Source organism: Thiobacillus thioparus DSM 505, from assembly GCF_000373385.1.
GTDB lineage: Bacteria > Pseudomonadota > Gammaproteobacteria > Burkholderiales > Thiobacillaceae > Thiobacillus > Thiobacillus thioparus.
In genome coordinates this window covers 542386-569369 of sequence record NZ_KB891316.1, presented here as the reverse complement: position 1 = coordinate 569369, position 26984 = coordinate 542386, and the positions used below count along the sequence as shown (strand labels likewise).

Below are 26984 nucleotides of genomic sequence, written 5' to 3'. Positions count from 1 at the left end.
ATTCAGTAACTTAGAAGCGATAGCCGAGACCAACACGGGCCAGGTTTTCCGTGTTGTCGAAGCGCATGATGTCCGCTGTCGGTTGCTGGGGGCTGACCGTCACCGGATCGTTGTAACGGGTATAGCTGTAGTCCATGCGAACGAAGGTGTTGCGCGAGGCCGGAATCTCGGCGCCGAGGCCGACGCGTGTGCCGTCGAAATTGTCGCTCTGGTTGACCGGCGTACCGGCGCCCCGGCTGTAGAACGTATTGAAGCGGGTCTGCACCTGGCCGATGCGGCCGTAGAGCAGGCTGCCGTTGGGCAGCACATAGCCGATCCGTACGCTGCCGCCATAGCCGCCGCGTTTCTCTGAGGCAAAGTCACGGCCGCCCGAGCCTGCGGTATCCCGTTCGTGCTCCCAGCCGAAATTGGCTGCCTCCGCCTCCAGTTCCAGACCGACATAGATCTGGTTGAAGGTGTAGCCGTAGCCGGCGAAGAAGCCGCCGGTGAAGCCGGAGCGGGCGAAATCGCCAGTGAAGTCATAGGGGCCGACACCGCTATCGTACTGTGTGCCGGTCAGCCGGGTACCCAGGGTGCCGTGACCGAGGTTGGCGCCCATATAGAGGCCGCGCAGTTCGGTGGCCGGGCGCGTGGCGACGAGGGGGCGCTGGCCGCCGAAGCGCCAGCCGAGGCCGAGGCTGAAGACGGCGTCGCCGGTCTTGAAGGTTTCTGTCGTGGTCGCGCCGCCGCCGGAAGACTGATAAGGCACGTCATAGCTGCCATAGCGGGTGACGCTGTAATCGGTGCGCACGAACAGGTTGCGCGAAGCCGGGATTTCCAGGCCCAGGCCGACACGGTTGCCGGTCAGGGTTTGATCCCGGTCGTAGGCGCCCGTGCTGAACTGGTTCTCGGTGTAGTAGGTATGGAAATCGGTACGCACCTTGCCGAATTTGCCATACAGCATGCCGCCGTCGAGCAGGTAGCCGGCGCGCAGACTCAGTCCATAGTTGCTGTCCTTGTCCACAAATACGGTGGGGGCGTCGTTCTTGATCTTGCGGTGTTTCCAGTTGGCGTTGCTGTCGCCGCCGTCGAGTTCGACGCCGAGATACCAGTTGTCGGCGAGCTCGGTGCCCCAGCCGCCGAACAGCGCGTAGCTGGCGCCAAAGCCGCCCATGCCGGCGGTGTCGCTGCCGCCGCCGCCGCGCGGCCCCCAGGTTGCCGTGGTCAACCCGCCATGACCGAGTTGGGCGCCCAGGTAGAAACCGGAATATATGCCTTGCGCACGCGGCGCTTCGGGGGCGCCGGCCTCGCGTTCAGGGATGATGGCGTAGTCGCGGTTGCGTGCCGGGGTGTAGCCGACGCTGACCAGCATCTGGTTGCGGCTGTATTGCGCGGCGATGTCGCTGGAGGCCCGGTCGACGATGCGCAGGTCGGCACCCAGATAGACGTTGGGCATCACGTAGTAGCGCAGGCCGGCACCGGCGTCGACGATCTTGTCGACGCGGGCGAAGTCGTTGAAGTCGCTATGCGTGTAGGCGGCGCGGCCGTTGACCGACAGCCTGCTGGTCAGGTGGCGCTCGACCTCGAAGCCGTAGGTGGTGTCGGTCGAACTGGAGGCATAGCTGGGACCGCTGAAGACGGTGGTTTCTTCGAGCGAGCGGTCGATGAAGAGGGTCGCGGTTGTCAGCGATGTCGGTTTCCAGACGGTCAGCAAGCCGAAATACGGCTTGGTGATGTCGGAGAACCCGCTGTAGTCGAAATTCTGGCCCATCACGCCGGCGAAGGCTTCGCCCGTCAGGCGCTGGGGCTGCAGGGTGAATTTCACCCCGGCCGCGGCACGGTAACCGTCCGAGTCACGATTGAAGGTCTGGCCGGGGATCAGGTTGTCGTAGCGGCGATTGTCGGTCGCCACCTGGCCAAAAAGCTCGTATTGGGGGGACAGCACGTAGCCCAGGCGTACGCCCAGCGAATTCAGGTTGTGGTCCCGATAGTCGTTGTTGGTCGGCAGGCCGGAGGCGAGCGCGCCATTCTTGTAGTCGTAACGATCGTATGTGCCGCCAAGACGCAGACGGAAGGCGCCGAACGCGTGGGCCACGCCGAGATGGGCTTCGTCGTGATCATACAGGGTGGGCTTGATCTGGCCGATATTGCTACCCGGAGTGGAACGGTCTTCGTGATCGCGCGAGTGGCGGGCGCCGCCAAACACGTTGGTCGTCGGGCTGAGGTCATAGCGGCCGTCGAAGCCGAGCCAGTAGTCGTTGACGTTTTCCGAGTCGTGGTTGCGGTAACGGTCCAAGTCGCCGCCCGCATCGAAGTTCAGCGCGTGTTGCTGCCATTTGGATTTCAGCGCGATCGACGGCGACAGTGTGTAGACGACGTCATCGGTCACGTAGGTGCGCGGGGCAGTGTAGGGGCGCTCGGCGTAGATGTTGTCGTCGTAGGTGGCAGCCAGCGACACTTCCGGGAACACCAGGAACGAGCCCCAGGGAATGCCGGGAAACTCGTTCGGCTGTGTCGGGAAGACCGAAGTCATCGGGCGGGTCGCCAGCACGGGGGGAACCGTGGCGACGGGTGCGCCGCCTTGGACGCCGCTCGGGCTCTGGTTCTGGGTCTGAATCGGGGGCGCGGCCGGCGGCGCACCCCACACGTTGAACGACGCGGCGCCAAACAGGGTGGCCATGCATGCGGCCAGCGGCTTCAAAGCATATTTCATTCGTATTCTCCGGGGCACACCGCCTGTTGGCGCCCCCCCTCTCGTTATTGGGGTTTCAACGGGTCAAGCAAAAAGGGAGTCCAATTCTAAGAGAATAATTTTTGTTGTCTGCTCGAATTGAGAATTGTCAATGCGATAAACGTATCAATTAGGCGACAGGCAATTCAGCCCTGCGCCAGTCGTGTCAATCCGTTGTAGTCGTAGTCGATGCAGCCGCCCTTTTCGATATGGATCAGGCCGCGTCGCCTGAATTCGGCCATGATGCGGCTGGCCGTTTCGGGCGTGATGCCGAGCAGGGCGCCCATGTCCTCGCGGCTGGGCAACAGCGTCTCGGAGAGTGTGCCGTCGCAGCCGAGGGTGATCAGGAGGCGGGCCATGCGGGCTTCCGCCGGGCCGGTGGAGAGCGCCACGATGAAATGGTCGGCCTGGTCGACCGAGCGCTGCCAGCGCTGCTGCAGGGCCTGGTGCACGCTCGGGTTGGTCTTGTCGAGTTGCAGCACCACCTCGCGCGGGATACGACAGACGTCGGCGTCATGCAGGGCGATGGCAGAGTGGTGATAGCGCTCGCCCACCAGCGTTTCCATGCCGGCCACATCGCCAGGGCGCAGCAAGCGCACGATGCGCTGCCCGCCGTTGGGCAGGTCGACCTTGAGCTTGATGAGTCCGTGACGCAGGGTGTAGACGTAGGGTGCCGCCGCCCCCTGCTCGTACAGCACTGCATTCTGCAGGACATGCAGATTGTCGATGGGCTGCAGGATCGTATCCAGCTCGGGCATGGACAAGCCCGAGAACAGGACGAAGTTGCGTACGTCGCACACAGTGCATTTCGCGCGGCCGATCCACTGGGGATTGGTGCAATTCGTTTTCATGGGAGAGTGGCCTTGTAGCAGGAGGCGTCATCATGCGGGCGACAATTTGCGAACATCAAATTCCATTCTGTGTTGTTGTGGACATGCCGTGTCCTCGGGCGCCGGGTCTGGTGTCTGCGGTCAGACAGCCCGGATGGGCGGCACGTATTTACCACACTATAGGTCAACTGCAATTGCGAAAAATCAATCCGCAGCAAGCGCACGGGCGTGGCGATCAAGTGCGCAGGGCCGCAAGAGCGGCTTGTATTAATCTAATAATCGTGCGAATGTACGCTTCATGAACAAACGACAAACCAAGGACCTGCTCTACGAACAGGTCGCCCGCATCGGCAAGGCCGTCTCCAGCCCCAAACGGCTGGAGCTTCTGGAAATACTGGCCCAGGGCGAGAAAACCGTGGATGTCCTGGCTGCCGAAGCCAATATCGACATCAGGCTGGCGAGCGCACACCTCAAGGTGCTGAAGGCGGCTCGCCTGGTCGAGGCGCAGCGCGACGGCCGCTTCATCGCCTATCGGCTGTCGGGCGAGGACGTCAGCGCGCTGTGGGTCAACCTACGCACCGTGGCGGAAGAACATCTGGTCGAACTGAAAGTGGCCATGGACCAGATCTTTGCCGCGCCGGAAAAGCTCGATACCGAAACGCGGCGTTCGCTGATGAAGAAGGCGCGGCGTGGCGACGTGGTGGTGATCGACGTGCGTCCCTCCGCCGAATTCGCCAGCGGCCACCTGCCCTTCGCACGTTCGATGCCGCTCGACGAAATCCGCCAGCGCATCAAGGAGCTGCCCGCCGACAAGGATATCGTCGCCTACTGCCGCGGACCGTTCTGCATGATGTCTGCCGAGGCGGTGGCCTTGTTGAAATCGCATGGCTATCGTGCGCGGAAGATCGCCGACGGTATTCCAGAATGGCAGGCGGCGGGCTTGCCACTGGCCGAGTCCTGACCATTCTGCGTGCACAAAATCAATACCAAGGAGACTTCACATGTTTTTCCGTCAATTGCTGGCCAGGGACGCCACCCTGTCCTATTTCTTCGGCTGCGGGTCATGCCATGTCGGTGTCGTCGTTGATCCCGTTCTGGGCGATGAGCTGTGGTTCCTCGAGGAAGCGGCAAAACAGGACGTGAAGATCACCCACGTCATCGACACGCATGTCCACGCCGACCACTTTTCCGGCGCGCGTGCCCTGGCAGAAAAGACCGGGGCAGCCTACTGCCTACACGAGTCCAATGCAGGGCGCGTGAACTACCTCTTCGAGCCGCTGAAGGATGGCCAGCGCATCGAGGTTGGCAACGTCTTTGTCGATGTCCTGCATACCCCGGGTCATACACCGGATTCGATCTGTCTGTTGGTGACCGACAAGCGCCGCACCGAGACGCCATGGTTCGTCCTGACCGGCGACACCCTGTTCGTCGGCAGTGCCGGACGGCCCGATCTCGCCGGCAAGGAAACCGAAATGGCGGGACAGCTCTATGACACGCTGCACAAACGCCTGCTGACGCTGCCGGCCGAGGTCGAGCTTTATCCCGGGCACACCTCGGGCAGCGCCTGCGGCGCCGGTATGTCGGGCAAGCCGATGTCGACGCTCGGTTTCGAAAAACGCTGGAATCCCATGCTCGCGATGAGCCGGGATGCGTTCGTTATCGCGCTGACCGAAGCCATTCCGCCGCGCCCTGCGGAAATGGACCGCATGGTCGCCTTCAACCTGGGTAACTGATACATGTCGCTGACTCAGGGCGTGGCGGAGTACCGCTACGGCATCCGCCATAACTTCGCCCAGTTCTCGCACCAGCTGGTGCAGGTGTTCCTGGTCGGCCTCACCATCGGCATGTTCCGCACCGTGGTGCCGGCGCTCGCGGAAACCGAGTTCGGCGTGGCCAAGGGCTCGTTCATGATGCTGATGGCCTTCGTCACCGCCTTCGGCTTCGTCAAGGGCACGCTCAACTTCGTCGCCGGCCGCCTGTCCGAGCGCATGGGCCGCAAGAAGGTGCTGTTCATCGGCTGGCTGGCAGCGGTGCCGATGCCCTTCATGATCCTCTATGCGCCGAACTGGAACTGGATCGTGGCGGCGACGGTGCTGCTGGGGGTGAACCAGGGCCTCACCTGGTCGATGACGCAGACGTCCAAGCTCGATCTCACCACCGCCAACCAGCGCGGCCTCACCATCGGCCTCAACGAATTCTCCGGCTACTTCGGCGTGGCGATCGCAGGCATCGTCACCGGCTATATGGCCACCGCCTTCGGACCGCGCCAGGGCCTGATGCTGTTCGGTCTCACCGTCATCCTGCTGGCCGGGCTGCTGACGCTGCTGTGGGTCAAGGACACCCTGCCGTGGGCGCAGGCCGAAGGCAAAAAACACGCGGCCGGGCAGATGACCGGTCCGAAGCCGCGCTATCCCGCCAACATCGCGGATAAGCCCGGCACCTGGGACGTGTTCACCCTGATGTCCTGGCGCGATGTGCGCATGGCGTCGATCAGCCAGGCCGGCCTGGTGGAGAAATTCGTTGACGCGCTGGTGTGGGTGTTCTTCCCGGTCTACCTGCATCAGCGGGGATTGTCCCTGCCCGGCATCGGCTGGGTGGTCGGCGTGTACGGCTTCGTCTGGGGCATGTCGCAGTTCTTCACCGGCCATCTGTCCGACCGCATCGGGCGCAAAAAGCCCATCGTCTGGGGCATGTGGCTATGCGGAACCGGGGTCGCCCTGGTGCTGCTGGGCGACGGCGAACTGTGGTGGTCGTTCGCCGCTGCGGTGATGGGCTTCGGCATGGCGCTGTTGTACCCCACGCTGTCCGCCGCCGTCTCCGATATCGCCCACCCCAACTGGCGCGGCTCGGCCATCGGCATCTACCGCTTCTGGCGCGACCTCGGCTACGGCATCGGCGCGCTGCTGCTGGGTGCGGTGGCCGCGCTGTTCGGCGGCATCGAGGCGGGATTCTGGTTCACTGCCGCCGCCATGTTCGTCTCGGGCCTCATTGTCCTGATGGCGTGCGAGGAAACTCACCCGCGCCTCAACCCGGCCGACGCCTGAGCCTGCTTCAACCATGAACAAAACCCCTTACATGATCAAACTCGGCGCCCTGTTTGCCAGCCTCGTCGTGCTGGCCGCGCCCGCCCGGGCGGAAGAGAACCCTGCCGTGGTCGACGTGTTGTCCGGTTATATGGACTTCGCCGAATACGGCAGCAGCCTGATCTGGCCGGAACAGATTCCGGCTGACGACTGGAAGAAGGTTTTCGTCGTCGATGCGCGCGACTCCGCCCAATACGAAAAGGAACATATTCCCGGCGCCGTCAATATCGACTGGCGGCAGGCGGTGGCTCGACGTGCCGAGCTGCCGCGCGACCGCATGGTGGTGGTGTACTGCAACTCCGGTTCGCTGTCGGCGCAGGCAGTGTTCGCCCTACGCCTGCTGGGCTACGACAACGTGAAAGTTCTGCAGGACGGCATCGAGGGCTGGAAGAAAAAGGACGGCTTCGAGGCTTACGCGCGCGCCCGCCAGCCCGCAGGCCACTGAGCCGGCGTGAACCCCGCCGACTACGACGCCTGGTACGCCACCCCGCGCGGCCGCTGGATCGGCGAAACCGAATACGCACTGGCTTCGCGCCTGCTTGCGCCGCAGGCCGGTGACAGCCTGCTCGACGTCGGCTGCGGCACCGGCTGGTTCACGCGTCGCGCCGCGGCCGACCATCTTGTCGCAACGGGACTCGACCCGAATCCGGACTGGCTGGATTACGCGCATGCCCACAGCAGTCCGGCACTGAACTGGGTGGAAGGCGATGCGCGCGACCTGCCCTTCGCCGATGCCAGCTTCGACCATGTGCTGTCCATCGCCGCGCTGTGCTTTATTGACGACGAACGCCAGGCCGTGGCCGAGATCGTGCGGGTGGCGCGCCGCCGCTTTGCCATCGGCTGGCTCAACCGATCCAGTCTTCTGTATCGCGAAAAAGGGCGCGACGGCGGAAGCGGCGCCTATCGCGGTGCCCGTTGGCATACTCCAGGCGAAGTGCGTGCATTCTTCACCGGTCTGCCGGTCTCCAAACTGACCTTGAACTCGGCCGTTTTCTTGCCTTTAGCTATGCGTCTGGCTCGCCGACTGGAACCGGGGATGCCAACCAAGCTGCTGTGGGGCGGACTGCTGCTAGCGACCGGCGAGAGGGCTTGATACCGAAACCGGGTGGGCAGCATCCTGGCCTGTACGGCCTGGCCAATGATGTGCTTGAGGACGCCGATCGAGGTGCGGCGTCCATAAATAAATGGCGCCGCACCGGGTTCTCGTGGCGGGGCTTACTGGATTGCCAGCTTCCTGGCTGAAGTAGCTGCTTTCTTCGGCAGGGTCAGCTCCAGCACGCCATCGTTGTATTTGGCCTGGGCCTTGGTTTCGTCGACGTCGTGGGCCAGCGTGAAGCTACGCGACACCTTGCCGCTGTAACGTTCCGAACGCAGCACTTTCTCGCCTTCCTTCTCTTCTTTCTCCATCCTGGTTTCGGCGCTGATCGAAACCTGGTTGCCTTCGATGCTGACGTGGATATCCTCCTTCTTCACGCCCGGAATGTCGGCATGCACGGTATAGGCATTGTCGTTTTCCTTCACATCCATCTTGATCTGCATCTGCGGCTGGCCTTCGAAGAGCGCGGGGCGCACGAAAAAGCCCTTAAACAGGTCGTCGATATCGCCAAAGGGGTCGATGCGGGCAAGATTCAACGGATCGTAACGCGAGAGGTTGGCCATGATGGTCTCCTATGAAACAGGTTGTCATACAACGGACGCCAGCCGCACGTGCGGCTACACATTCAATCTAGACCCATATCCCGCCAAATCAAGACCCGGGCATCTCCTTATGAGGGGCCAGGCGGGTAAGGGGCGAAGGCAGGTTTCTTCCGTGGCGCGGGCACGCCTGACGGACGGCGTGAAAAGGCGCGCAAGGCAGCGGCCAGGAGGGGGAGAGCCGAGAGAAAGCAGGGCGCGCCATTAGGTCGCGCTCAATGACCTTTGACGATGCAGTTCCGACCGTGTTGCTTTGCCTGATAAAGCCGTCTGTCCACCGCTTCAATGAATACAAGCGGGTCGTCCTGATGCGAGGGGATGATCGTGCCGACCCCGAGGCTGACCGTGAGGATCTGGCTGACCGGGGATTGCGCATGCGGAATCTGTTCCTTGAAGATCAGGCTGCGGCAGCGCTCGGCGATCTTCGCCGCCGACCCTTCGTCGGTTCCGGGCAGCACCAGCACGAATTCCTCCCCGCCGAAGCGGGCGAAGAGGTCGCGCGCCCGGGTCGCAGCCGAATTCAGGGTCTGGGCGACCCGTTTCAGGCAGGCATCCCCTTCGATGTGGCCATAGCAGTCGTTGTACTGCTTGAAGTAATCGATATCGAGCATGATGACCGACAGTGGCTGGTTGTTGCGCCGTGCGTGGGCCCATTCCACTTCCAGGATGGAGTCGAACATGCGCCGGTTGGCGACGCCGGTCAAACCGTCCTTGAAAGACAGCGCCTCCAGTTCCTTCTGCAGGATGACCAGTTGTTCCTCGGTCTTTTTCCGCTCGCTGATGTCGAACATGAATCCGACCAGGGCGTCGACTTCGCCGGCATCGTTGCGGACCACGTGCACCACGTCGCGGATCCAGACGTGATCGCCGTCCTGCGTCAGGGCGCGGTAGTCGGCTTCGTGGTCGGTTCCCGCCTTGGACTGCGCGACGCAGAAATTGACCACCCGCTCCCGGTCCTCGGGATGGATCCGGGTCGCCCAGTCTTCCACGGTCACCCAGCTTGCCGGCGACCAGCCGAGCAGGCTCTCGATCTGCGGCCCGATGTAGGCGAAACGCATGGTTTGCCAGTCGATCTTCCAGGGGATGGCCCTGGTCGATTCCAGCAGGGTCTTGTAGACCGCGCTGTCGATTTCCGTGTCTTTTGAACTGTCAGTCATGTGGAGGCACCCGATCTGCAGGGGAATGTGTTCGCGCCGTTCAGCATACTACGACGCATCGAGGCGTGGAATTCCGCACGCCCGGAGGGCGACCATACACCTCAGAGTCGCGAAGCGCGAGCAAAAAGCTGCAACAACTGTTCCGGCTCGTCGTAGGCGATCCGTTTGCCGGCGCGCAGGTCGCGGCGCATCAGGCGGATCATGCGGTCCAGCACGTCTTCCGGGAAGCTTTCCGCAGCCTGGCCTGTGACCTCGGCCAGGCGCCCGGCGATCACCGCTGCATCGCTGACGACCGCGCAGATGCGATACCGGTAGGCGCCGCCGATGGCTTCCGGCGGCAGGTCCATGAAGCGCCCCGCCTGCTGGCGGAAGAAACTCAAAGGCAGGCGGTAGGCGTTGTTGCCCAGTATCGGAAGGTCGTCGGGGACCGGCTCCTCCTCGTCCAGCACCTGAAGCCGCGTGGCCAGCTGCAGCAGCTGGTCCACGCGATAGCTCGCCTGCATGTGGGGATTGCCCACGCGTACCAGATTGGCGATCAATTCGCCCAGCGAGGCATGGCCGATGATCGCCGCCCGCTTGGGCAGCCCGCCCCAGGCGCCATCCGCGCCGCTGAGCAGTGCCTCGATCACGGACGCATTCTCGAAACCGCCGCCGGCATGCATGTGCACCAGCAGTTTCAGCGGCGGCGGCAGGAAACTGCGGGCCACCGCGACGAACGCACCCACCTGGAAGGGCAGGTAGGTTCCACGGTCGTCTTCGATGCTGATCCCTTCGATGGCCTGTTCGGCCAGCAGGCTCAGGATGGAACAGGCCGTATCGGGATCTTCCGCGAAGGCATCGCAGCCGTCCACGATATTGATCAGGATGCGCGGCTTGCCGCCATCGTCGCCGCGGATGTTGGCGTTGAGCCACGCGATGCTGGCCGGCAGGCTGCGGCGCAGTGTCTCCACGTCATACTGCCCGGCCATGCCCGCCTTGCTCAGATAGATTTCGTGCAGGGTGTTGGGCACGCCATAGGCCTGCAGCTTGCGTTGCGAAGGCGAGGGCGTGAACGTGCCGTCGGCCGCCGCGAGGCCGATGTCGGTGAACGCGAAGCAGCTGTTCATGTTGGCCTGGTGGTCGCGCAGATACATCATGAAATCGTCATCGACCTCCAGTTCATCCGGCATGGCGTAATCCAGCGTGCCCAGAAGGATGTTGCGGAAACCGAACTCGCGCAGCCTGGGGAGGATGGCCAGCTTGTCTGCGAGTGTCTGGCCAATGCGTGCGCCAACGGGGTTTTCCCGCAGGGACAGGTCGATCAGGTACGGCTGGAGGTTGCGGAGCCTGTCGATTTTTTCCTGTGCCCCGGCCAGAATGGCGTGGGCCTGGGTGAACGTATCGGGCGAGCGCGGCATGGTTATTCCGGACTAATGAATGGGTTGACGACGAATAGTCGGGGACAATGCAAATACGGCTATCTTCTACTGTGGAATGACTTTTGTCATTCGCGCTATCTGGCGGCTGACAGCGTGTCGGTTTCGCGGCCGCGCAGGCTAGAATAGGGGCGCCTGAAGGCTGCTCCAGGGAGCGATCCGTGACTCGACAGGATATGCAGCGAGAAATCTTATGCAGCAACAATGAAGACCCATGACCGATTCGGATCGGTTGCTCGCCCCATGGCTGCGCTTGTATGAAGACGAATAGCCCCGTTTCCCTGAACAATGTTCTGGATCTGCTGCTCGACGCCATCTGCGTCGTGGATAGGCAGGGGCACTTTGTGTTTGTCAGCGCCGCGTGCGAGCGTATTTTCGGTTACACCCCCGAAGAGATGATCGGCAAGCCGATGATCGATTTTGTGTTTCATGAAGACCGGCCGCGAACGCTGCAGGCCGCTGCCGAGATCGTCGCCGGTCACCCCCAGCCCCATTTCGAGAACCGCTATGTACGCAAGGACGGCCAGATCGTCCATGTCATGTGGTCAGCCCGATGGTCCGAGACGGACCTGGTACGGGTCGCCGTGGCACGCGACGTGACCCAACGCAAGCGCGCCGACTCCATGCAGGCGGCCCTGTATGCCATTTCCGAGGCCGCGCACTGGGCGGAAGATCTCGTCACCCTGTTTCAGCAAATCCACCAGATCATCGGCGGCTTGCTGCCCGCCGCCAATTTCTTCGTGTCGCTTTACGATGAAGACAAGGACGCGTTGAGCTTTCCGTATCTGGTCGACGAACACGACCCGTTGCACAGGGAACCGGATGCGGCGGCACTGAGCGAGGAGATCATCCGGGGCGGGCAAATTTTGCTGCTGACGCCCGATGCCAAGGGAAATGCATTGAACTGGCTGGGCGTTCCGCTCAAGGCGAAGAAGGGCGTCATCGGGGCACTCGTGGTGAAGAACTATCACGCCGAGGCCCGCTATACCGTGGAAGATGTCGAACTGCTGCAGTTCGTCGCTAACCAGGTTGCGCCCGTGATCGAGCGCAAACAGATGGAAGCCTGGCTGCAGCACATCGCGCGTCACGATCCGTTGACCGGCCTGCCCAACCGCGAACTGTTCCATGATCGCCTGCAGGCTGCGCTGCGCTATGCAGAGCGGCACCGTACCCCGCTTGCCCTGCTCTATCTCGATCTGGATAAATTCAAGCAGGTGAACGACGCGCTGGGGCATCCCGTCGGCGACCTTCTTCTGCAGGAAGTGGCCCATCGCCTCAGGCAGTGCGTACGTGAATCGGACACCATCGGCCGCGTCGGAGGCGACGAGTTCCTGGTGCTGCTCAATGACATTTCGCCTCCGGAGTGCGCCTTGGTCGTCGCCGATAAAATCCGGATAGCCCTCGACCGGTCTTTTGATCTGGCCGGGCATCGGGTACACGTCCCGCCGAGCATCGGCATCGCGCTGTATCCCGAACATTCCGGCGATTACACGCAGTTGATCCGTCATGCCGACCAGGCGATGTATGAAGCCAAGCGGAACGGCGGCAACCGCTTCCAGGTATCAACCCTGCCCGGTAGTGAGAAGTAATCGGGGATTTCAAGCAACGGCGCTGGGAGCGCCCAGCCACTATGGCTGTGTAAGCAATCAACCACTACCCTCAAGACTCATGACTGACGCTCAATCCATTTTCAATCGAATGGCACGCCCTCCTTTCTTATTTGCTGGCGAAGGGCAGATGAACACGCCAGAAGTGCAAAAGCTTGCAAACGTGCTCCGAGGATACGACAAGAGAGAGGCCATATCTCTGGTAGCAGGACTCCTTACTGTTCCGAGACTACAAGCAAATTGCTTCCGGCTTGAACTGCTGGCCCAGTTAATTGCAGCAAACTGTGATGGAAGCAAAAAACCTACATGGCAACACATTTCTCATTGGCTTAATCGCCAGTTAAGCGCAGTCGCTTGGGCAGAAGACCCACCCGAAGATGTATTCGTTTCCAACGTCATCACTCGTTCTAAAGATTTTCTTGTACTCGGAGGACTTTGGGAGGTTCCTGATTCGGCAACACGCCTGTTAATCGAGTGCGTCGAGCGATACGGAGGAGACGAACAGCTCGAATGGTTGAAGCCTGTTTATGCCTTGCTAGACCTCTCAGATATGGTCTTGCGCCGCTCAGGCCTTGTTCGCTGGCAAAGCGAATCTTCGATTCCAAAGAGGCAAGTGCCATTAAACGCCAAGATGCCAATTCACGAGTGGGGGGAACGGGGGGTCATTTCGCCCGAAGTCTTGGAGGCCGAGCACATCTCTCTCGCAATGTTGGAGGAGTTTGTCTTACCGGAAGACGAAGTGGTGCACCTGATGTTTCAGAGCAACCAGGAGTCGCTGCTGCATGAAAAGCCGCTACTTCGATTCGGATCGGAAATAGTTCTGGCTCTACCTACTGCCATTACGTATGCCGTACGTCGGTTCATTGTCAAACGTGCTAGGGCAGCGAATCAATTAAGCACCCTCGAAAAGGTGCTGATGGACTCTGTATTGAGTCAAGCTCACCGGGTGATGCGAAGCGGTAGCCGGCATGGAGTCGAGCAAATTGAACTGCCGCGCTACCTCAATGGAGTACCTAGTATTTGTCAAAGCCTCGCTTATAGAGTCGACAAGCGCAGGATTATCCACTTATTGGTAATGCCAGATTCGCTTGAGCAGTTCGCTTCAACGGGGCTTCTTAATCCTACAGACTTCGTCGAAAGCGAAATCGCAGCCGTCGATCAGCATATTGCCGATCTTCGGTCATACCTAGAGTCGACAGAAGAAATTGATTCCGCGCACACATTCTTGCTGCTTGGGCACCTTGGGCAAGCCTATATCTTTAGCCCGCCGCCACCGCGAGCGCGCTGGACTTTCGATCCATGTCGTCTGCATGACCTGGATCATCTTCTGCGCAATTCCGATGCGCCATTGGACAAACTCTTGCTTTTGCTGACACAAAGGCAAAGTGAAGAGCAAACGGACCTTCATCTCCCCAACATCAACGGCCTGCCCAACCTTTTTGCATACTGGTTGAGGGAAGGCCATTCGCTGCGGGCCGCCGATATTCCCCATGACAAACCGGCCTATCTGCAAATTGCCACCGACTTTGTGATGGAGCTTCGTCGATCTAGGCGCAAGGAAATCGACGAACATTGTGAACTACATATCGATGGCAAGCCGATCATTGTCGTTCATGCCAATTCGGACTCGGTATATGGATCAGTTAAGTCGATTCCTGTGTTCGCAAGCATCACTCATCTGGAAACTGGAGTGTTAAGTTTCTGCCTAGATCATGGCCAAACTACGGTATGGATTACGTTCCTGGCCGGCAACAACCCTACAGTAAAGGAACTGGCATACAAACTATGGGAGGGCTTGCAGGTTTTGGTATTCCGGGCACTCAGATTGTGCAACCCGCCCATATGGTTTCCCTATCATGCAATTGAAATCATTTTCGATATGCATAGGGTTGCCGCGCCGCAGGAAGCCCGTGACAACCCTACTCATGGGAAAGGATTTGAAGTTCGTTATCACCGGGAGAGGCCTGTAGCTAAGATTGCTGCCGAGCCAGGGTTTCTATGCTCATTTTCGGGCGTGGGCAATCAGGGTGAGAAGGGGCTCCTTGCCCAATTCATTCTCGCATTCAGAACGCTTTCTGGACATCAATGTCCTCTCTTGGAAGATTGTGAGGAAGAAGCCATCCAAATCTTGGGAGGGAATGACGCCAAAATTATCCATTCTTTCGAGACTTTCAGCCCCATAGAGTTTTTGCTTTCGAACGATCAGCGACCAATCTTTCACCGTCCAGGCGAGCATGTCGATGTTGTATTGCGCTCGGTATTCTCATGGAGGCCGTCAAGCAATAAGAAGGTAGTATTAGATTTGGAAGCCAGCCGAATTGCGCTGAATGAAGCCGTTAAGCATCTAATGCAGTCCATCATTAAAGGGCTTTCTCGGTTTAATCGACAAGCCATGGTGGTTGAGCTTCTTCATTTCCACGAGACTTTGCTTCGGGACAAGAGTCGATGGCGTTCTACGGCTCGGGCCGTTAGGGCTCTATATGGCGTGGACGATGGAACCGATGCCGCAGAGCAAATAGAAAAAGAACGCTCGCAATCAACTTTGACGCTGCGGGCATTGGTAGAGGCGGCAATTTGCGAATGCCCTTCCCAAGGTGGGCTGCAGCCAGATGGATATTCGGTGGATGAATTGTTTGGTTTGATGTGCGCCCTGATTGAGCTTGGCAGAGATTCAGAAACGATTTACCACGGCATGGCATCAGCTGGCATTTCCATATACCCGAATGGCAGCTATAGTTTTGATGCCGATATCCTTGGCAAAATCGGCCAGCCCTACACAATGGAGAGCTTTAGGGTAATGTATGCTGCAGCCGCAGCCGACTATGAAAATTGGGTCATCCCCAAAGACCCAGATGCTGCAGAAAATTCCCGCACAGAGGCTCAATCGCCCGAATTCTTACGGGCGTTCGAAGCTGAATACGATATTAGTTTCGACCACTTCCTAGATGCCGTTGGTGCGCTACTAGATGCCATAGTTGAGCGTAACTCGGTTGTGGTCACACTAACGAGACAGGAAATCCTTGAATGCTGTCTCGTAAGAGGTTTGACCGAAGCTGAGGTGGATGCATTGCTGTTGTCGTTTGCCTTACCATCGCGTCCAACTTGGCCCCCGAAGCAGCCGCACTCAACACCGAAGGATGTGGAGCCATGGTCATTTGGCCGACGGCTGTCAGTAATGCTGCGTCCGATTATTGAATGTGACCCGGCAGAACCAAAAACATATGCAATTGGTGCAGGAACGTTCCGCGAGGCGATTGCTTATGTCTTGGACTCCTTATTTGATGGTCGTTTTGACGACAAGGGCTTTTCGTCTCCCTTAATGCGTAGCTACATTGGTGCTCGCAACGAGGCACTTGGCTACGAATTCACTCGCAGTGTTGCAGATCGTCTGATAGAACTAGGATGGCAAGCGGAGCCGGAATTGCTTATGACAAAACTAGGCGCCAGCAAGAATCCGAATTTGGGCGATATTGACGTACTTGCTTGGGCTCCAAATGGTCAGGTTCTTGCCATCGAATGTAAGCGCCTGAAAAAGGCGAGGACCATATCCGAAATTGCCTTGACCTGCGATCGCTTTAGGGGGTACGCAAACGATCGGCTTGACAAACATCTGCGCCGCGTACGCTGGCTTGTGGAGAACCGTGCCATGCTAGCCAAATTCACTGGATTGCCAGAAGCTGCCGTTAAGCTACGGGCTCCTTTGGTGACAAGTGCCCCGGTGCCATTTAGATACCTACAAGACCTGCCAATCAAGCCAGAGGATATTCTCCATTTTGGCGATCTCGGCCAACTGACGCCTTCGTAATTCCGAAAATCCCTATTGACCAATATGGAGCAGGCCACGGTTATAAGCGTGGTCCAAATCACCGTTCCTAACTACAAAGGCTCATTCAAAGCTGAAAAAGCGGCCATTCACGATGGACAGCAATCAGATCTGGGTGAATGGCCGAAATGGCCAAGGATGTGACGGTCGACAATCCATGTAGACGGGCGGGTCGTCGGCCGAAGCAGCTATTAATAAATGCCTTCTGGTTTACCGTCAGCTTGGGGACAGGACGCAGACGTTACCATGCTGGCCAAGAGTCTGGTTTACCGTTCCCTTAAACTTTCACTCGTCACCTGCATCAACGGACTCAGGAAATACTCGATCACGCGCCGCGTGCCGGTCTTGACCTCGACCGTCACCGCCATGCCTGGGGTCAGGCGTACGGTCTTGTTCTCCACCCTGATGGTGTCCTTGTTCAGCTTCACCCGGGTCGAGTAGATCAATCCAACCTTCTCGTCCTGGATCGCGTCGGACGACACCTGAGTGATGGTGCCGTGGATCGTGCCGTATTTGGTGAACGGGAAGGTCTCCACTTTCACTTCGGCATCCTGCCCGGGATTCACAAAGCCGATGTCCTTGTTCGGCAGCATGGCTTCGACTTCCAGCACGTTCTCTTTGGGTACGATCACCATCAAAGGTTGTGCCGGCGTAACGACACCTCCAACCGTACTGATTGCAAGTTGCTGTACCGTGCCGGCGACCGGTGCGGTCAAATGCATCAAGCGGCTACGCTGTTCCGCCTTGATCAACTCCTGTTCCAATGACACGGCTTTCTGGGATGCCAGGTTGAGTTGATCCAGCAGCTGGCGGCGCGTCTCGGCTTCGAGCGTGGCTTGCTGGCGTTGCGATTCCACCAGCTGGGCACGGATTTCCACGACATGCGATCGACTGCTGGCCAGGTCCTGTTCCTGCTCGATGCGCGCCTGCTCGCGTTCCAGATAGCCATGCTGGGACATGAACTGCTCCTTCATCAGCTTCCGGTAATCCTGCGCACGCTGGCGGGCGATAGGGACGGTTTGTTCGAGCTTGCTGACTTGTTCCTGGGTGGTCTGGAGCTCCGCCCGGCGGCGGGTGATCTCGGCCTGCAATTGCAGTTGGCGAGCCTGATATTCACGGTACTGGCCGGTAGCCTGGCTTTGTTCGGCCAGAAGGCGGTCTGCATCTACACCGGCCAACAGTTTCAGCTTGGGTGGCGCGCCGTGCTCAAGCGCGGATAGCAGCGCTTGTGTGCGCAGCGCTTCCAGTTGCGCGGTCAACGCTTCGTTGCGCAGCCGATCGCTGTCGGCGGCGGCACTGGTGGCATCGAGCTCGATCAGCAGCTGGCCCGGTTTGACTTCCTGTCCGTCGCGCACATGGATGGCCTTGACCACGGCCGTCTCCATCGGCTGGATGACTTTGGTGCGGTCGTTAGGGATGATCTTGCCGACCGCGGTGGCCACCACGTCGATGCGGCCAAAGATCGCCCACAGCAGCGCAATCAGGGCGAAGGCCATGATGAGCCACAGCGTGATGCGCGGGGCGGGATGCACCGGCGTATCGCGCAAGGAAAGTGCGGCGGGCAGGAACTGGGCTTCGTGGGGTTGCAGGTCGGGGGCGTCGGTCTCTTTCCGCAGCGACCAGGCGTGACGGAAGACCTTGATGTAGCGTTTGAGCAGATCGGCCAGGGCGTGTCGTTTCATGTGTCTGCCTCAGGCGTGTTGCAAGCGATGCAGGCGGGAGTAATGCCCCGCCTCGTGTTCCAGCAGTTCGGCGTGCGTGCCGGCCTCGACGATCTGTCCATGATCCATCACCAGGATGCGATTGGCATGGCGTACCGCAGACAGCCGATGAGCGATGATGATGACGGTACGTCCCTGGCAGATGGCCTGCATGTTGTTCTGGATGATGCGTTCGGATTCGTAATCCAGCGCGCTGGTGGCTTCGTCGAAGATGAGGATGCGCGGCTGCGTCATCAAGGCACGAGCGATGGCGATGCGCTGGCGCTGGCCGCCGGACAGGGTCGAACCGTGCTCGCCGACCATGGTGTCGTAAGCTTCGGGCAGTTCCAGGATGAATTCGTGCGCGCCAGCGAGCTTGGCGGCGGCCATGACCTGCTCCAGCGGCGCACCGGGGTCGGCCAGCGCGATGTTCTCTCTTAACGTCCGGTTGAACAGCACGTTCTCCTGCAGCACTACGCCGACTTGCCGTCGGAGACTGGAAGAATCGGCCAGCGTCAGATCCAGGCCGTCGATCAGCACACGGCCGCGTTCGGGTACGTACAGCCGCTGGATCAGTTTGGTCAGCGTACTTTTACCGGAGCCGGAGCGGCCGACGATGCCGATGACTTCGCCTGGTTGGATATCGAGGCTGATACCTTTGAGCACTTCGGGTGTATCGGGGCGGTAGCGGAACTGCACCTGATCGAAGCGGATGCGGCCGGCAATCGGCGGCAGGCTGCTCTTGGCACCAGCCACTTCGGTGGGAGAGTTAAGGATATCGCCCAGACGTTGCACGGAAATTCCGGTCTGCTGGAAATCCGTCCACAGCTGCGCCAGCCGCATGATGGGCTGCGCCACGCGGCCGGCCAGCATGTTGAAGGCGATGAGCTGGCCGACGGTGAGCTGGCCCTCGATCACCAGCTTGGCGCCGAGCCACAGGGTCCCCACGGTGACGAGCTTGCCGATGAGGTTGGTGCTCTCATGCGCCAGGGTGGAAAGCGTCGCGGACTTGAACCCGGCGGACACATAGCTTGCCAGCTGGGTATCCCAGCGGCGCTGCATCTGTGGTTCGACCGCCATGCTTTTTAGGGTGTCGATGCCGGAGACGGTCTCGACCAGGAAGGCCTGGTTCTCGGCGCCGCGGTTGAACTTCTCGTGCAAGCGGGCGCGCAGCAGCGGCGTGACAAGCAGCGCAATCACGAAATACAACGGCAGAGACGCCAACACCACCAGGGTCAACCAGTCGCTGTAGAACAGCATGACGCCGATGAAGACGACCGAGAACAGCACGTCGAGCACGACGGTGATCGAGTTGCCGGTGAGGAAGGCGCGGATGTTCTCCAGTTCCCGGACGCGGGCGACCGAATCGCCGACCCGGCGGGCCTGGAAGTAGCCCAGCGGCAGATGCAGCAGATGACGGAACAGGCGTGCGCCGAGTTCGACGTCGATGCGGCTGGTGGTGTGGGCGAAGACGTAGCTGCGCAGGCCCGACAGGACCACTTCGAAGATCGACACCACCAAGAGGCCGACGGCGATCACGTCCAGCGTCGTCAGCCCATGATGCACCAGCACCTTGTCCATCACTACCTGGAAGAACAAGGGGGTAACGAGTGCAAACAGGTTCAACACAAACGACACCAGCAGCACTTCGCCCAGAAGCTTGCGGTATTTGACGACGGCGGGGATGAACCAGGAGAAATCGAACTTCGCCATCTCCCCGATCAGCGAGGCGCGGGAGGTGAAGAGGATGAGTTCGCCGGACCAGCGCGCTAACAGTTCATCGCGCGAGATCACCTGCGGCCGTTCGGCCCTGGGGTCGTGGATCAGCGCTTTATCTGAATCGAAGCGGGCGAGGATGAAGTATCCACCTGAACTATCCATTGCCATCGCCGGCAAAGGGGTGCGATCGAGGCGATCAAGAGAAGTCTTGACCGGCTTGGCCTGCAAACCCAGTTGCCTGGCGGCAAGGAGGATGTCGCTCTTGCCGAGTGGCTCGGCCGACGCCTTGAACTGATGCGCGAGCTGCTCAGGATCGGCGGCGATCTGGTGGAAGCGCGCGAGCATGACCAAGCAGGTTAGGCCGGTGTCCACCGATGGCGGTAGAGAGGTTGGTTCCGTTTGCATATGCAATCCGCGGGCCGATCATCCCCCATCCCTTTGCTGGGACAGGAGGATGACACACCGCCAGAGGTTACTGCCAGTTGGCGGCGATGACGCCCGCGAGGGCATCCTGATAGTTCTGCGGCAGGGTGGTCTGCCCGGCAGCCGGCGGGGCAAAGCTGGCCATGGCTGCTACAAGATTTTCTAATTTGCCATCAACCCCGTCACCAATCCCCGAAGTTGTCGGCGATTGAGCCACTTTCATGGTCCAATTGAAATTTAGAGCCGATTCGCTGATATTAGAATCATATTCTTCCGGGGTTTTATTTGGAGAAGACGGAAGTTGATGGTATCTAAAATACACATCAACCATGTCATGTTCATCCCCGTTCACTATGGCATGCGAGACCTCTCCAAAAAGATTGCCATTCTCGATATATTCAGATTTTGCATAATCCAAACTTAATTCAGTAATGCCAAGAGACTTAAGCTTGAGCAATTCCCCTTTGTCGGTTGTCCCGTTGCTATTCTTGTCTTGCCACAGCCTTAATGAAGAAAAGCTCTTATCCTTTTTGTTGATTACCCCGTCACCATTGCTATCCAACAGGGCAAGTTCTGCGAAGCCATCACCACGATTAAGGCCTCCAAACATTTCACTGACGCCATCAATTTTTTTGTTGCCATTACGATCCATTACCAAGAACGCATCGTCAGGCGACAACCAGCCTGTCCTTTCTGCAACACCATCGCCTGTTATATCGAAATCCACCCCCGATTGGCCAATGGATACGGTCTCAACCCCATCACCATCAAGGTCGATAGCAATCGGGGAGCCATTCGCATTAAAATCACTCTCAAGAGATTCAACATAATCTGTAAGGGGAAGGCGGCTCCATGCACCTTGAACATATTGATTGGTTTCTCCGAGAAGATACTGCAGACCGTAATAAGCTTGCGCGTAGCCAACAGTCACAGTGTCCCAGCCATACCCATTGGGATTGAAATTAGGATTTAAATAGGTTTCAATTACCGGGTCGATTGGCAATGGATCAAGATACTCAAACCAATTATATTCACTAAAGAAATCATTGACGTGCGTGGATACGTCTAGAAGTGAATTAGGCGCCAAGTAGTTGCCAGTAATTCCGGCGCTATTTGTAACAGACTGCGCAAAATCCAGCGTATTTCCTGCAAAATCCGCTGCGTCAAATAACGCCCAATAAGCGTCCAAAAATCCTGAGCTACTCAAATTGAATGTAGTGGAATTAATTTCCGTAACGGAGGAATTACTTAACCAATACCCCGCATCCGTCCAGCTTTGGAGAACAATTTCATTCCCGGAAGCGTCCTGCCCCAGAACCTGTACCGTCCCTTCTGGAACCCATTCATCTGTTGCCTGCCCAGAAATTAAGCCGACCTCTCCGTATCCGATACCGCTTTGGCCAAGCAGTTCAAAAGTAAGAAACTCACTTGAACCAGTCGAATATTGTCGGATGGTCAAATCCCCACCATTTTCAGACGGATTTAACAATTCATAAATTTCGTTCCCTAATATTTCCCCCAAATTGCTCAAGTTTCCATTCAATGCATTTTGTGCACCGATGGCAGAAAATTGGATTGCCAAACCAGCCAGCCTGACTTGCGGGATTGGCAATGTAGATAGAAGGCCACCTCCTGCCGCAACTAATCCTGCACCACGTTGTAGCACCATATTGAAATTTGCGTCATTCGGATTGTTCTGATACGTCGTTAGAGCCAGTTGAAATTCACTGGCAGTAGTCGTGAGTGCAAGTAAAGCCGCTTGAGAACCCGTGACTGTCAGAAGTAACTGAGCGAATGGGGAGTTAGTTGCAAGTCCGTTAGCCAGCGTTGTACCAAATTGGACAAGTGTCGCCACTGCGGCCACCGATTCCGAAGAGTTCGGATGCTGAGAATCGTAGGACACAATTGCGTTAAATGTATCAGTTAAGCTATTACCAAATTCCAACAAAGGTTCCATGCCATTGGCGGTCATATTAATCCCCCTAATTTATTCAGTAAGCAAGAAAATGAAACATTGCGGCACCAAAAAGAAAACCTAACAATAGAAAACAAAATGTATAAATAACCTGATATATGACTATTAACCTTGCCCTTCTATAATCCTGATCATTCACGGATTGGTTGTAATGTTCCATTGTTGTTACGTTATTCACCCCGTTTTTCTGCCTCCAGAACATGTCTCCAAATAGCTTGTCTGACATCCTTCGGGCAATGAATGCAACAGGTAGAAATACATAAAAAGAAATAGCCATACTTGAAAAAACAAATGATGAAGATAGGGTGGTCTTTACGTCTACATCCAATGCGCGAAAAACGATTAGCGTGCCAAACCAAATTGCCTGGGGACCAAGAAATACAATTAAGGTAGCATGACCAATTCCAAGCTTGTTGGAGGCATTAAACCTATTTCCAATTTTGATGAGCCAGGAGTTTTGAGTAGTTTTGAAAGTCGAATAATTCATAACATTTCTTCGTTTGTTTAGGACCTACACAATTTTCCTTGGCATAGATAGGATGTTGTATAGAAATGGGATGCAACGCCCTTAGCCCATACTCAATCATGAGCGTTAAGGATTTGCAAAAATTAAAAGGTATGAAACATTAATGGCACCTAGCGACAGCACAGGGAAAATGGCTGGCTAGCTGCAGTGAGCAACTTGGCTGGCTGACCAAAGTTTGAGAAACAACTTCAAGTCTGAGGTCAGATACTACGCGATCTCGACGGAAACTCGTCAATACAACTTTAGTTGTAGTTACATGTAACCAACTGTTTATAAATTAAATTAATTTTAAGGGTGTGATATTGGCCGGTTAGATTCTGCAGAAACCAGGTGGGTCGACAGAGCGAATGTCCGCTCGACGAAAATTGGCCGCCTACACTTGTCCGGAGCTTCTTCGTCTGCTTCGGCCGAGAAGTACGCATTGGCCGTAGAGAAGTTTTTGAGTGAGGCTGCCATCCAAATGACCATTCTGCAGAATACCTGAAGGTCGGTTTCTGACCGTCAGCCGCCGCACCAATTTGCAGCACATCCCCTGATCCATGCACTGCAGTTGAGCGCACCCCCCATATCGTGCCCTGCCGAGCTTCATCAAGCCCTTGAATTCATTACGCTGTGCCGCCTTGGCACAGACCCTGCTGACGGACAGGGCAAGGAGTCATCATGTCTGTCGTTTCATCTGTCTGCTGTTATTGCGGCACCGGTTGCGGGGTGCTGATCGAAACCGGCGCCGGGAAGATCACCGGCGTGCGCGGCGATCCCGCGCACCCGGCGAACCGGGGCAAGCTCTGCACCAAGGGCGCGACGCTCGCCCTGTCGGCGGCTGCGAGCGGACGTGTCCTGTATCCCGCACTGCGTACCGGGAAGGGCGCGCCGCGCCGGCGCGTGGACTGGGGTGTGGCGCTTGATCATGTTGCCGAGAAATTCCGCGCCGTCATCCGGGAACACGGCCCCGATGCGGTGGCGTTCTATATTTCCGGCCAGCTCACCACCGAGGCGTATTACGTCTTCAACAAGCTCGCCAAGGGGCTGATCGGCACCAACAACGTCGACACCAATTCGCGTCTGTGCATGTCGTCTGCGGTAGCGGGCTACAAGGTCACGCTGGGTGCCGATTCGCCGCCGGGCTGCTACGACGACATCGATCACGCCGGCACGATTTTCATCGCCGGATCGAACACGGCCTATGCGCATCCGATCCTGTTCCGCCGCATCGAGGCGGCGCGCAAGGCCAACCCGGACCTGAAGCTGATCGTGGTCGATCCGCGCCGAACCGACACCGCGGCCGAGGCCGACCTGCATCTCGCCATCCTGCCCGGCACCGACGTCGCGCTGTATCACGCCATGCTCAACGTGATGCTGTGGGAGGAGCTGATCGACCGCGACGCCATTGCGGCGTACACCGAGGGCTGGGAGGCGTTGCGCGACCAGGTACGCGACTACACGCCGGAAAAAATGGCACCGATCTGCGGCGTGGCGGCGGCCGACATCGTGCAGGCGGCGCGCTGGTTCGCCGCCGGGCCGACGCTGTCGCTGTATTGCCAGGGGTTGAACCAGTCGAGCTGCGGTGTCGACAAGAATGCCGCGCTGATCAACCTGCATCTGGCCACGGGCCAGATCGGCAAGCCGGGCGCCGCTCCGCTGTCGCTCACCGGCCAGCCCAACGCGATGGGCGGACGCGAGGTCGGCGGGCTCGCCAATCTGCTGTCCGCGCATCGCGATCTTGCCGACCCCGAGCACCGTGCCGAGGTCGCGCGCCTGTGGGGGGTGGACGCGGTGCCGGCGACGCCGGGCAAGACCGCGGTGGAAATGTTCGAGGCCGTGCGCAGCGGCGAGATCAAGGCGATCTGGATCGCCTGCACCAACCCCGCGCAATCGCTGCCCAACCAGCATCGGGTCCATGACGCCCTGCAGGCGGCCGAATGCGTAGTGGTGCAGGAGGCGTTTGCCGATACCGAGACCGTGGCCTTTGCCGACGTGCTGCTGCCGGCTGCCAGCTGGGGCGAGCAGGACGGCACCATGACCAATTCCGAACGCTGCATTTCGCGCGTGCATGCGGCGGTGCCGCCGCCGGGCGAGGCGCATGCCGACTGGGCCATCGTGACCGCGTTCGCGCGCCGGCTGATGCCGGGCGAGGGCGCGCGGCTGTTCCCCTACGACAGCGCCGAAGCCGTGTTCAACGAACATCGCGAGACCACGCGCGGGCGCGATCTCGACATCACGGGCCTGTCCTATGCGCGGCTGGACCAGGCGCCGCAGCAATGGCCGTTTCCCGAGGGCGCGTCCGCCGGCCAGATGCGTTTGTACGCCGACGGCGTCTATCCCACCGCCAGCGGACGGGCGCACTTTCATGCCGTACCGTATCGTCCGGTGGCCGAGGCGATCGACGCGCGCTATCCCTTGCACCTCAATACCGGCCGCCTGCGCGACCAGTGGCACGCGATGAGCCGCACCGGCCGCGTCGCGCGCCTGTTCGCCCACGCCGACACGCCACTGCTGTCGATGGCGCCGCGCGACATGGAACTGCGTCGGTTGAACCCAGGTGATCTGGTGCGTGTGAAAAGCCGTCGCGGCGACGTGGTGGTGGCGGTTGAGGCCAGCGAGAGCCTGCGTCCCGGGCAATGTTTCCTGCCGATGCATTGGGGCGCACGCTTCATGGGCGGACTGGGGATCAATGCGTTGACCCTGCCGACTTTCGATGCGATGTCGAAGCAGCCGGAACTCAAGCATGCCGCCGTGCAGGTGGCGAAGGCCGACCTGCCCTGGCGCATGGCCGCGCTGGCGATAGGCGACGGCGCGAAGCTGCTCGATGTCGTGCAGCCGCTGCTGCGCGCGTGCGATTACGCGGCCGCCGGACTGGCGGGGCGCGAACGCGACGTACTGACCCTGCGCCTGGCGCATACGCAGCCGCTGCCGGCATCCCTGCTGGCGGCGCTCGATGCCGCGCTGGGGCTGGACGATCCGCTTGCGGTGATGCATTACCAGGACAGTCCGCGCGGCATTTCCAAACGTGTACGTGTCGAATCCAACAAGGTCGTCGCCGCGCGGCTCACCGGCGAAACCGCCGCCTTCGACTGGCTGCGCGATGTCATCGTAGAAGGCGTGGATGCCGCTTCGTTGCGCAGCTGGATGCTGGCGCCGGTGGCGCGCCCGCCGGCCGGCGGGGCCGGCCGCGGTCGCATCGTGTGTAATTGCCTGAACGTGGCCGAGCCCGACATCGTCGCCGCGATCACGGCCGGCGCCGACCTGGCCGCGTTGCAGGCCACGCTGAAATGCGGTACCGAGTGCGGCTCGTGCGTGCCGGAATTGAAACGGCTGCTTGCCGGGAATCGGGCGGCGGCATGAGCTATGCGACCCTGATCCGCCAGATCGAAGCCGGCGAAGGACTGGGCTTTGTCGATGCGCGTGCACTGGGCGCAGCCCTGCTCGATGGCGGCGTGCCGGAGCTGGAAACGGCGGCTTTCCTGGTTGCATTCAACCAGCACGATCCGGGACTGGACGCCTGGCTCGGCATGCATGCCGCGCTGGCCGAACGCCTGCCGGATTTCGTTGCACCGACAGGACCGTTCCGTACCGTGGTGCTTCCTACCTATCACGGCGTGCGTACGCAGCCGCATCTCACGCCGCTGCTCGCATTGCTGTTGAGGAGTTTCGGCATACCGGTACTGATCCACGGCGTGCTCGAAGGCGGCGGCGGGACGGCCGCGGCTTACGTCCTGCGCGAACTCGGCATCATGCCTTGCAGTACGACGGCCCAGGTCAATGCGGCGCTGCAGGATGACGGTATCGCCTTCGCGCCGGTGGCGTTGCTGAGTCCCGGCCTGGCCGCGCTGCTGGCCCTGCGCGCGCGGCTGGGTATCGACGGCTGGGTGACGCGGCTGGCGGCGCTGGCCGACGTACTGGGCGAGCGTTCGGTACGCGTGACACCCGTGATCTCGGAGGGAGAGGTTGCGCCGACACGTGCGGTGCTGGAAGCCCTGGGGGGACACGCCGTGCTGCTGCAGGGCTGCGAGGGCGAGGCGTTTGCCGATCCGTTGCAGCGGCCGGACATGGTGCTGGTGCAGGACGGACAGGGACAGCGCGTGTACGAGGCGCAATCCGCCACCGCCATGCTGGCGAATCTGCCCGGGATGGAGGCGCGGGCAACCGGTACATGGATCGACCAGGTCATGCACGAACACTTGCCGCTGCCGTTGCCGATCCGCAATCAACTGGCGGTCTGCCTGTATGCGGCAGGGTATACCGAAGACCTCAACCAGGCGCGCGCCATCACCGCGATCAATGGGTTCGGACGGGTGGCGGCATGATTGCGGTGCATGGCACG

At 59.4% G+C, this 26984-nt stretch carries 18 protein-coding genes; 9 read left to right on the top strand and 9 right to left on the bottom strand.

Annotated features, from left to right (window positions below):
* Positions 1-10: 10 nt before the first annotated feature.
* Together B058_RS0102945 and B058_RS16325 are read right to left on the bottom strand one after the other, a co-directional pair.
* Complete coding sequence (locus B058_RS0102945; protein ID WP_018506980.1) at positions 11-2692, bottom strand: outer membrane beta-barrel protein; 2682 nt, start codon at positions 2690-2692, stop codon at positions 11-13.
* 164 nt (positions 2693-2856) lie between these two features.
* On the bottom strand, positions 2857-3561 hold the full coding sequence (locus B058_RS16325) for a Crp/Fnr family transcriptional regulator (protein ID WP_018506979.1): 705 nt from the start codon (positions 3559-3561) through the stop codon (positions 2857-2859).
* Positions 3562-3838: 277 nt separating this feature from the next.
* On the opposite strand from B058_RS16325, the gene B058_RS0102935 reads away from it, so the two are divergent.
* The 5 genes from B058_RS0102935 to B058_RS0102915 are packed head-to-tail and all read left to right on the top strand — an operon-like array spanning position 3839 to position 7716.
* Complete coding sequence (locus B058_RS0102935) at positions 3839-4501, top strand: ArsR/SmtB family transcription factor (protein ID WP_018506978.1); 663 nt, start codon at positions 3839-3841, stop codon at positions 4499-4501.
* Positions 4502-4541: 40 nt separating this feature from the next.
* Positions 4542-5273, top strand: a complete 732-nt coding sequence (locus B058_RS0102930) for an MBL fold metallo-hydrolase (RefSeq protein WP_018506977.1) — start codon at positions 4542-4544, stop codon at positions 5271-5273.
* A 3-nt stretch (positions 5274-5276) separates the two neighbouring features.
* Complete coding sequence (locus B058_RS0102925; RefSeq protein WP_018506976.1) at positions 5277-6584, top strand: MFS transporter; 1308 nt, start codon at positions 5277-5279, stop codon at positions 6582-6584.
* 13 nt (positions 6585-6597) lie between these two features.
* Positions 6598-7068 (top strand): rhodanese-like domain-containing protein, encoded by a 471-nt coding sequence (locus B058_RS0102920; protein WP_018506975.1) that lies wholly within the window; start codon positions 6598-6600, stop codon positions 7066-7068.
* Between the two features lie 6 nt (positions 7069-7074).
* Positions 7075-7716 (top strand): class I SAM-dependent methyltransferase, encoded by a 642-nt coding sequence (locus B058_RS0102915; protein ID WP_018506974.1) that lies wholly within the window; start codon positions 7075-7077, stop codon positions 7714-7716.
* A gap of 122 nt (positions 7717-7838) precedes the next feature.
* Here B058_RS0102915 and B058_RS0102910 read toward each other — a convergent pair whose 3' ends face one another.
* From B058_RS0102910 to B058_RS0102900, 3 genes are all read right to left on the bottom strand, one after another.
* Positions 7839-8282 carry an Hsp20/alpha crystallin family protein gene (locus tag B058_RS0102910; protein WP_018506973.1) on the bottom strand — a complete coding sequence of 148 codons (444 nt, stop codon included), beginning with the start codon at positions 8280-8282 and terminating at the stop codon, positions 7839-7841.
* Positions 8283-8533: 251 nt separating this feature from the next.
* Positions 8534-9475 (bottom strand): GGDEF domain-containing protein, encoded by a 942-nt coding sequence (locus B058_RS0102905; protein ID WP_018506972.1) that lies wholly within the window; start codon positions 9473-9475, stop codon positions 8534-8536.
* Between the two features lie 101 nt (positions 9476-9576).
* The gene (locus B058_RS0102900; protein ID WP_018506971.1) at positions 9577-10872 is read right to left on the bottom strand and encodes a hypothetical protein; all 1296 of its coding nucleotides are present in this window, start codon (positions 10870-10872) and stop codon (positions 9577-9579) included.
* A 275-nt stretch (positions 10873-11147) separates the two neighbouring features.
* On the opposite strand from B058_RS0102900, the gene B058_RS0102895 reads away from it, so the two are divergent.
* Together B058_RS0102895 and B058_RS0102890 are read left to right on the top strand one after the other, a co-directional pair.
* A complete protein-coding gene (locus B058_RS0102895; RefSeq protein ID WP_018506970.1) occupies positions 11148-12479 on the top strand; it encodes a diguanylate cyclase domain-containing protein in 1332 nt (443 codons plus the stop codon).
* A gap of 79 nt (positions 12480-12558) precedes the next feature.
* The gene (locus tag B058_RS0102890; protein ID WP_157265489.1) at positions 12559-16302 is read left to right on the top strand and encodes a hypothetical protein; all 3744 of its coding nucleotides are present in this window, start codon (positions 12559-12561) and stop codon (positions 16300-16302) included.
* Between the two features lie 284 nt (positions 16303-16586).
* Here B058_RS0102890 and B058_RS0102885 read toward each other — a convergent pair whose 3' ends face one another.
* The 4 genes from B058_RS0102885 to B058_RS17735 form a co-directional block, all read right to left on the bottom strand.
* Positions 16587-18002 carry an HlyD family type I secretion periplasmic adaptor subunit gene (locus B058_RS0102885; RefSeq protein ID WP_018506968.1) on the bottom strand — a complete coding sequence of 472 codons (1416 nt, stop codon included), beginning with the start codon at positions 18000-18002 and terminating at the stop codon, positions 16587-16589.
* Positions 18003-18011: 9 nt separating this feature from the next.
* Positions 18012-20144, bottom strand: a complete 2133-nt coding sequence (locus tag B058_RS0102880) for a type I secretion system permease/ATPase (RefSeq protein WP_026240588.1) — start codon at positions 20142-20144, stop codon at positions 18012-18014.
* A gap of 67 nt (positions 20145-20211) precedes the next feature.
* The gene (locus B058_RS17740) at positions 20212-22134 is read right to left on the bottom strand and encodes a hypothetical protein (protein WP_157265487.1); all 1923 of its coding nucleotides are present in this window, start codon (positions 22132-22134) and stop codon (positions 20212-20214) included.
* Between the two features lie 19 nt (positions 22135-22153).
* The gene (locus tag B058_RS17735; protein WP_157265485.1) at positions 22154-22624 is read right to left on the bottom strand and encodes a hypothetical protein; all 471 of its coding nucleotides are present in this window, start codon (positions 22622-22624) and stop codon (positions 22154-22156) included.
* Positions 22625-23323: 699 nt separating this feature from the next.
* Here B058_RS17735 and B058_RS0102870 point away from each other — a divergent pair.
* Together B058_RS0102870 and ybiB are read left to right on the top strand one after the other, a co-directional pair.
* Entirely contained in the window at positions 23324-26005 is a 2682-nt protein-coding gene (locus tag B058_RS0102870) for a nitrate reductase (protein ID WP_026240587.1), read from the top strand.
* On the top strand, positions 26002-26967 hold the full coding sequence (ybiB, locus tag B058_RS0102865) for a DNA-binding protein YbiB (RefSeq protein ID WP_018506964.1): 966 nt from the start codon (positions 26002-26004) through the stop codon (positions 26965-26967). Before B058_RS0102870 ends, ybiB begins: the two co-directional genes overlap by 4 nt.
* Positions 26968-26984: the final 17 nt, after the last annotated feature.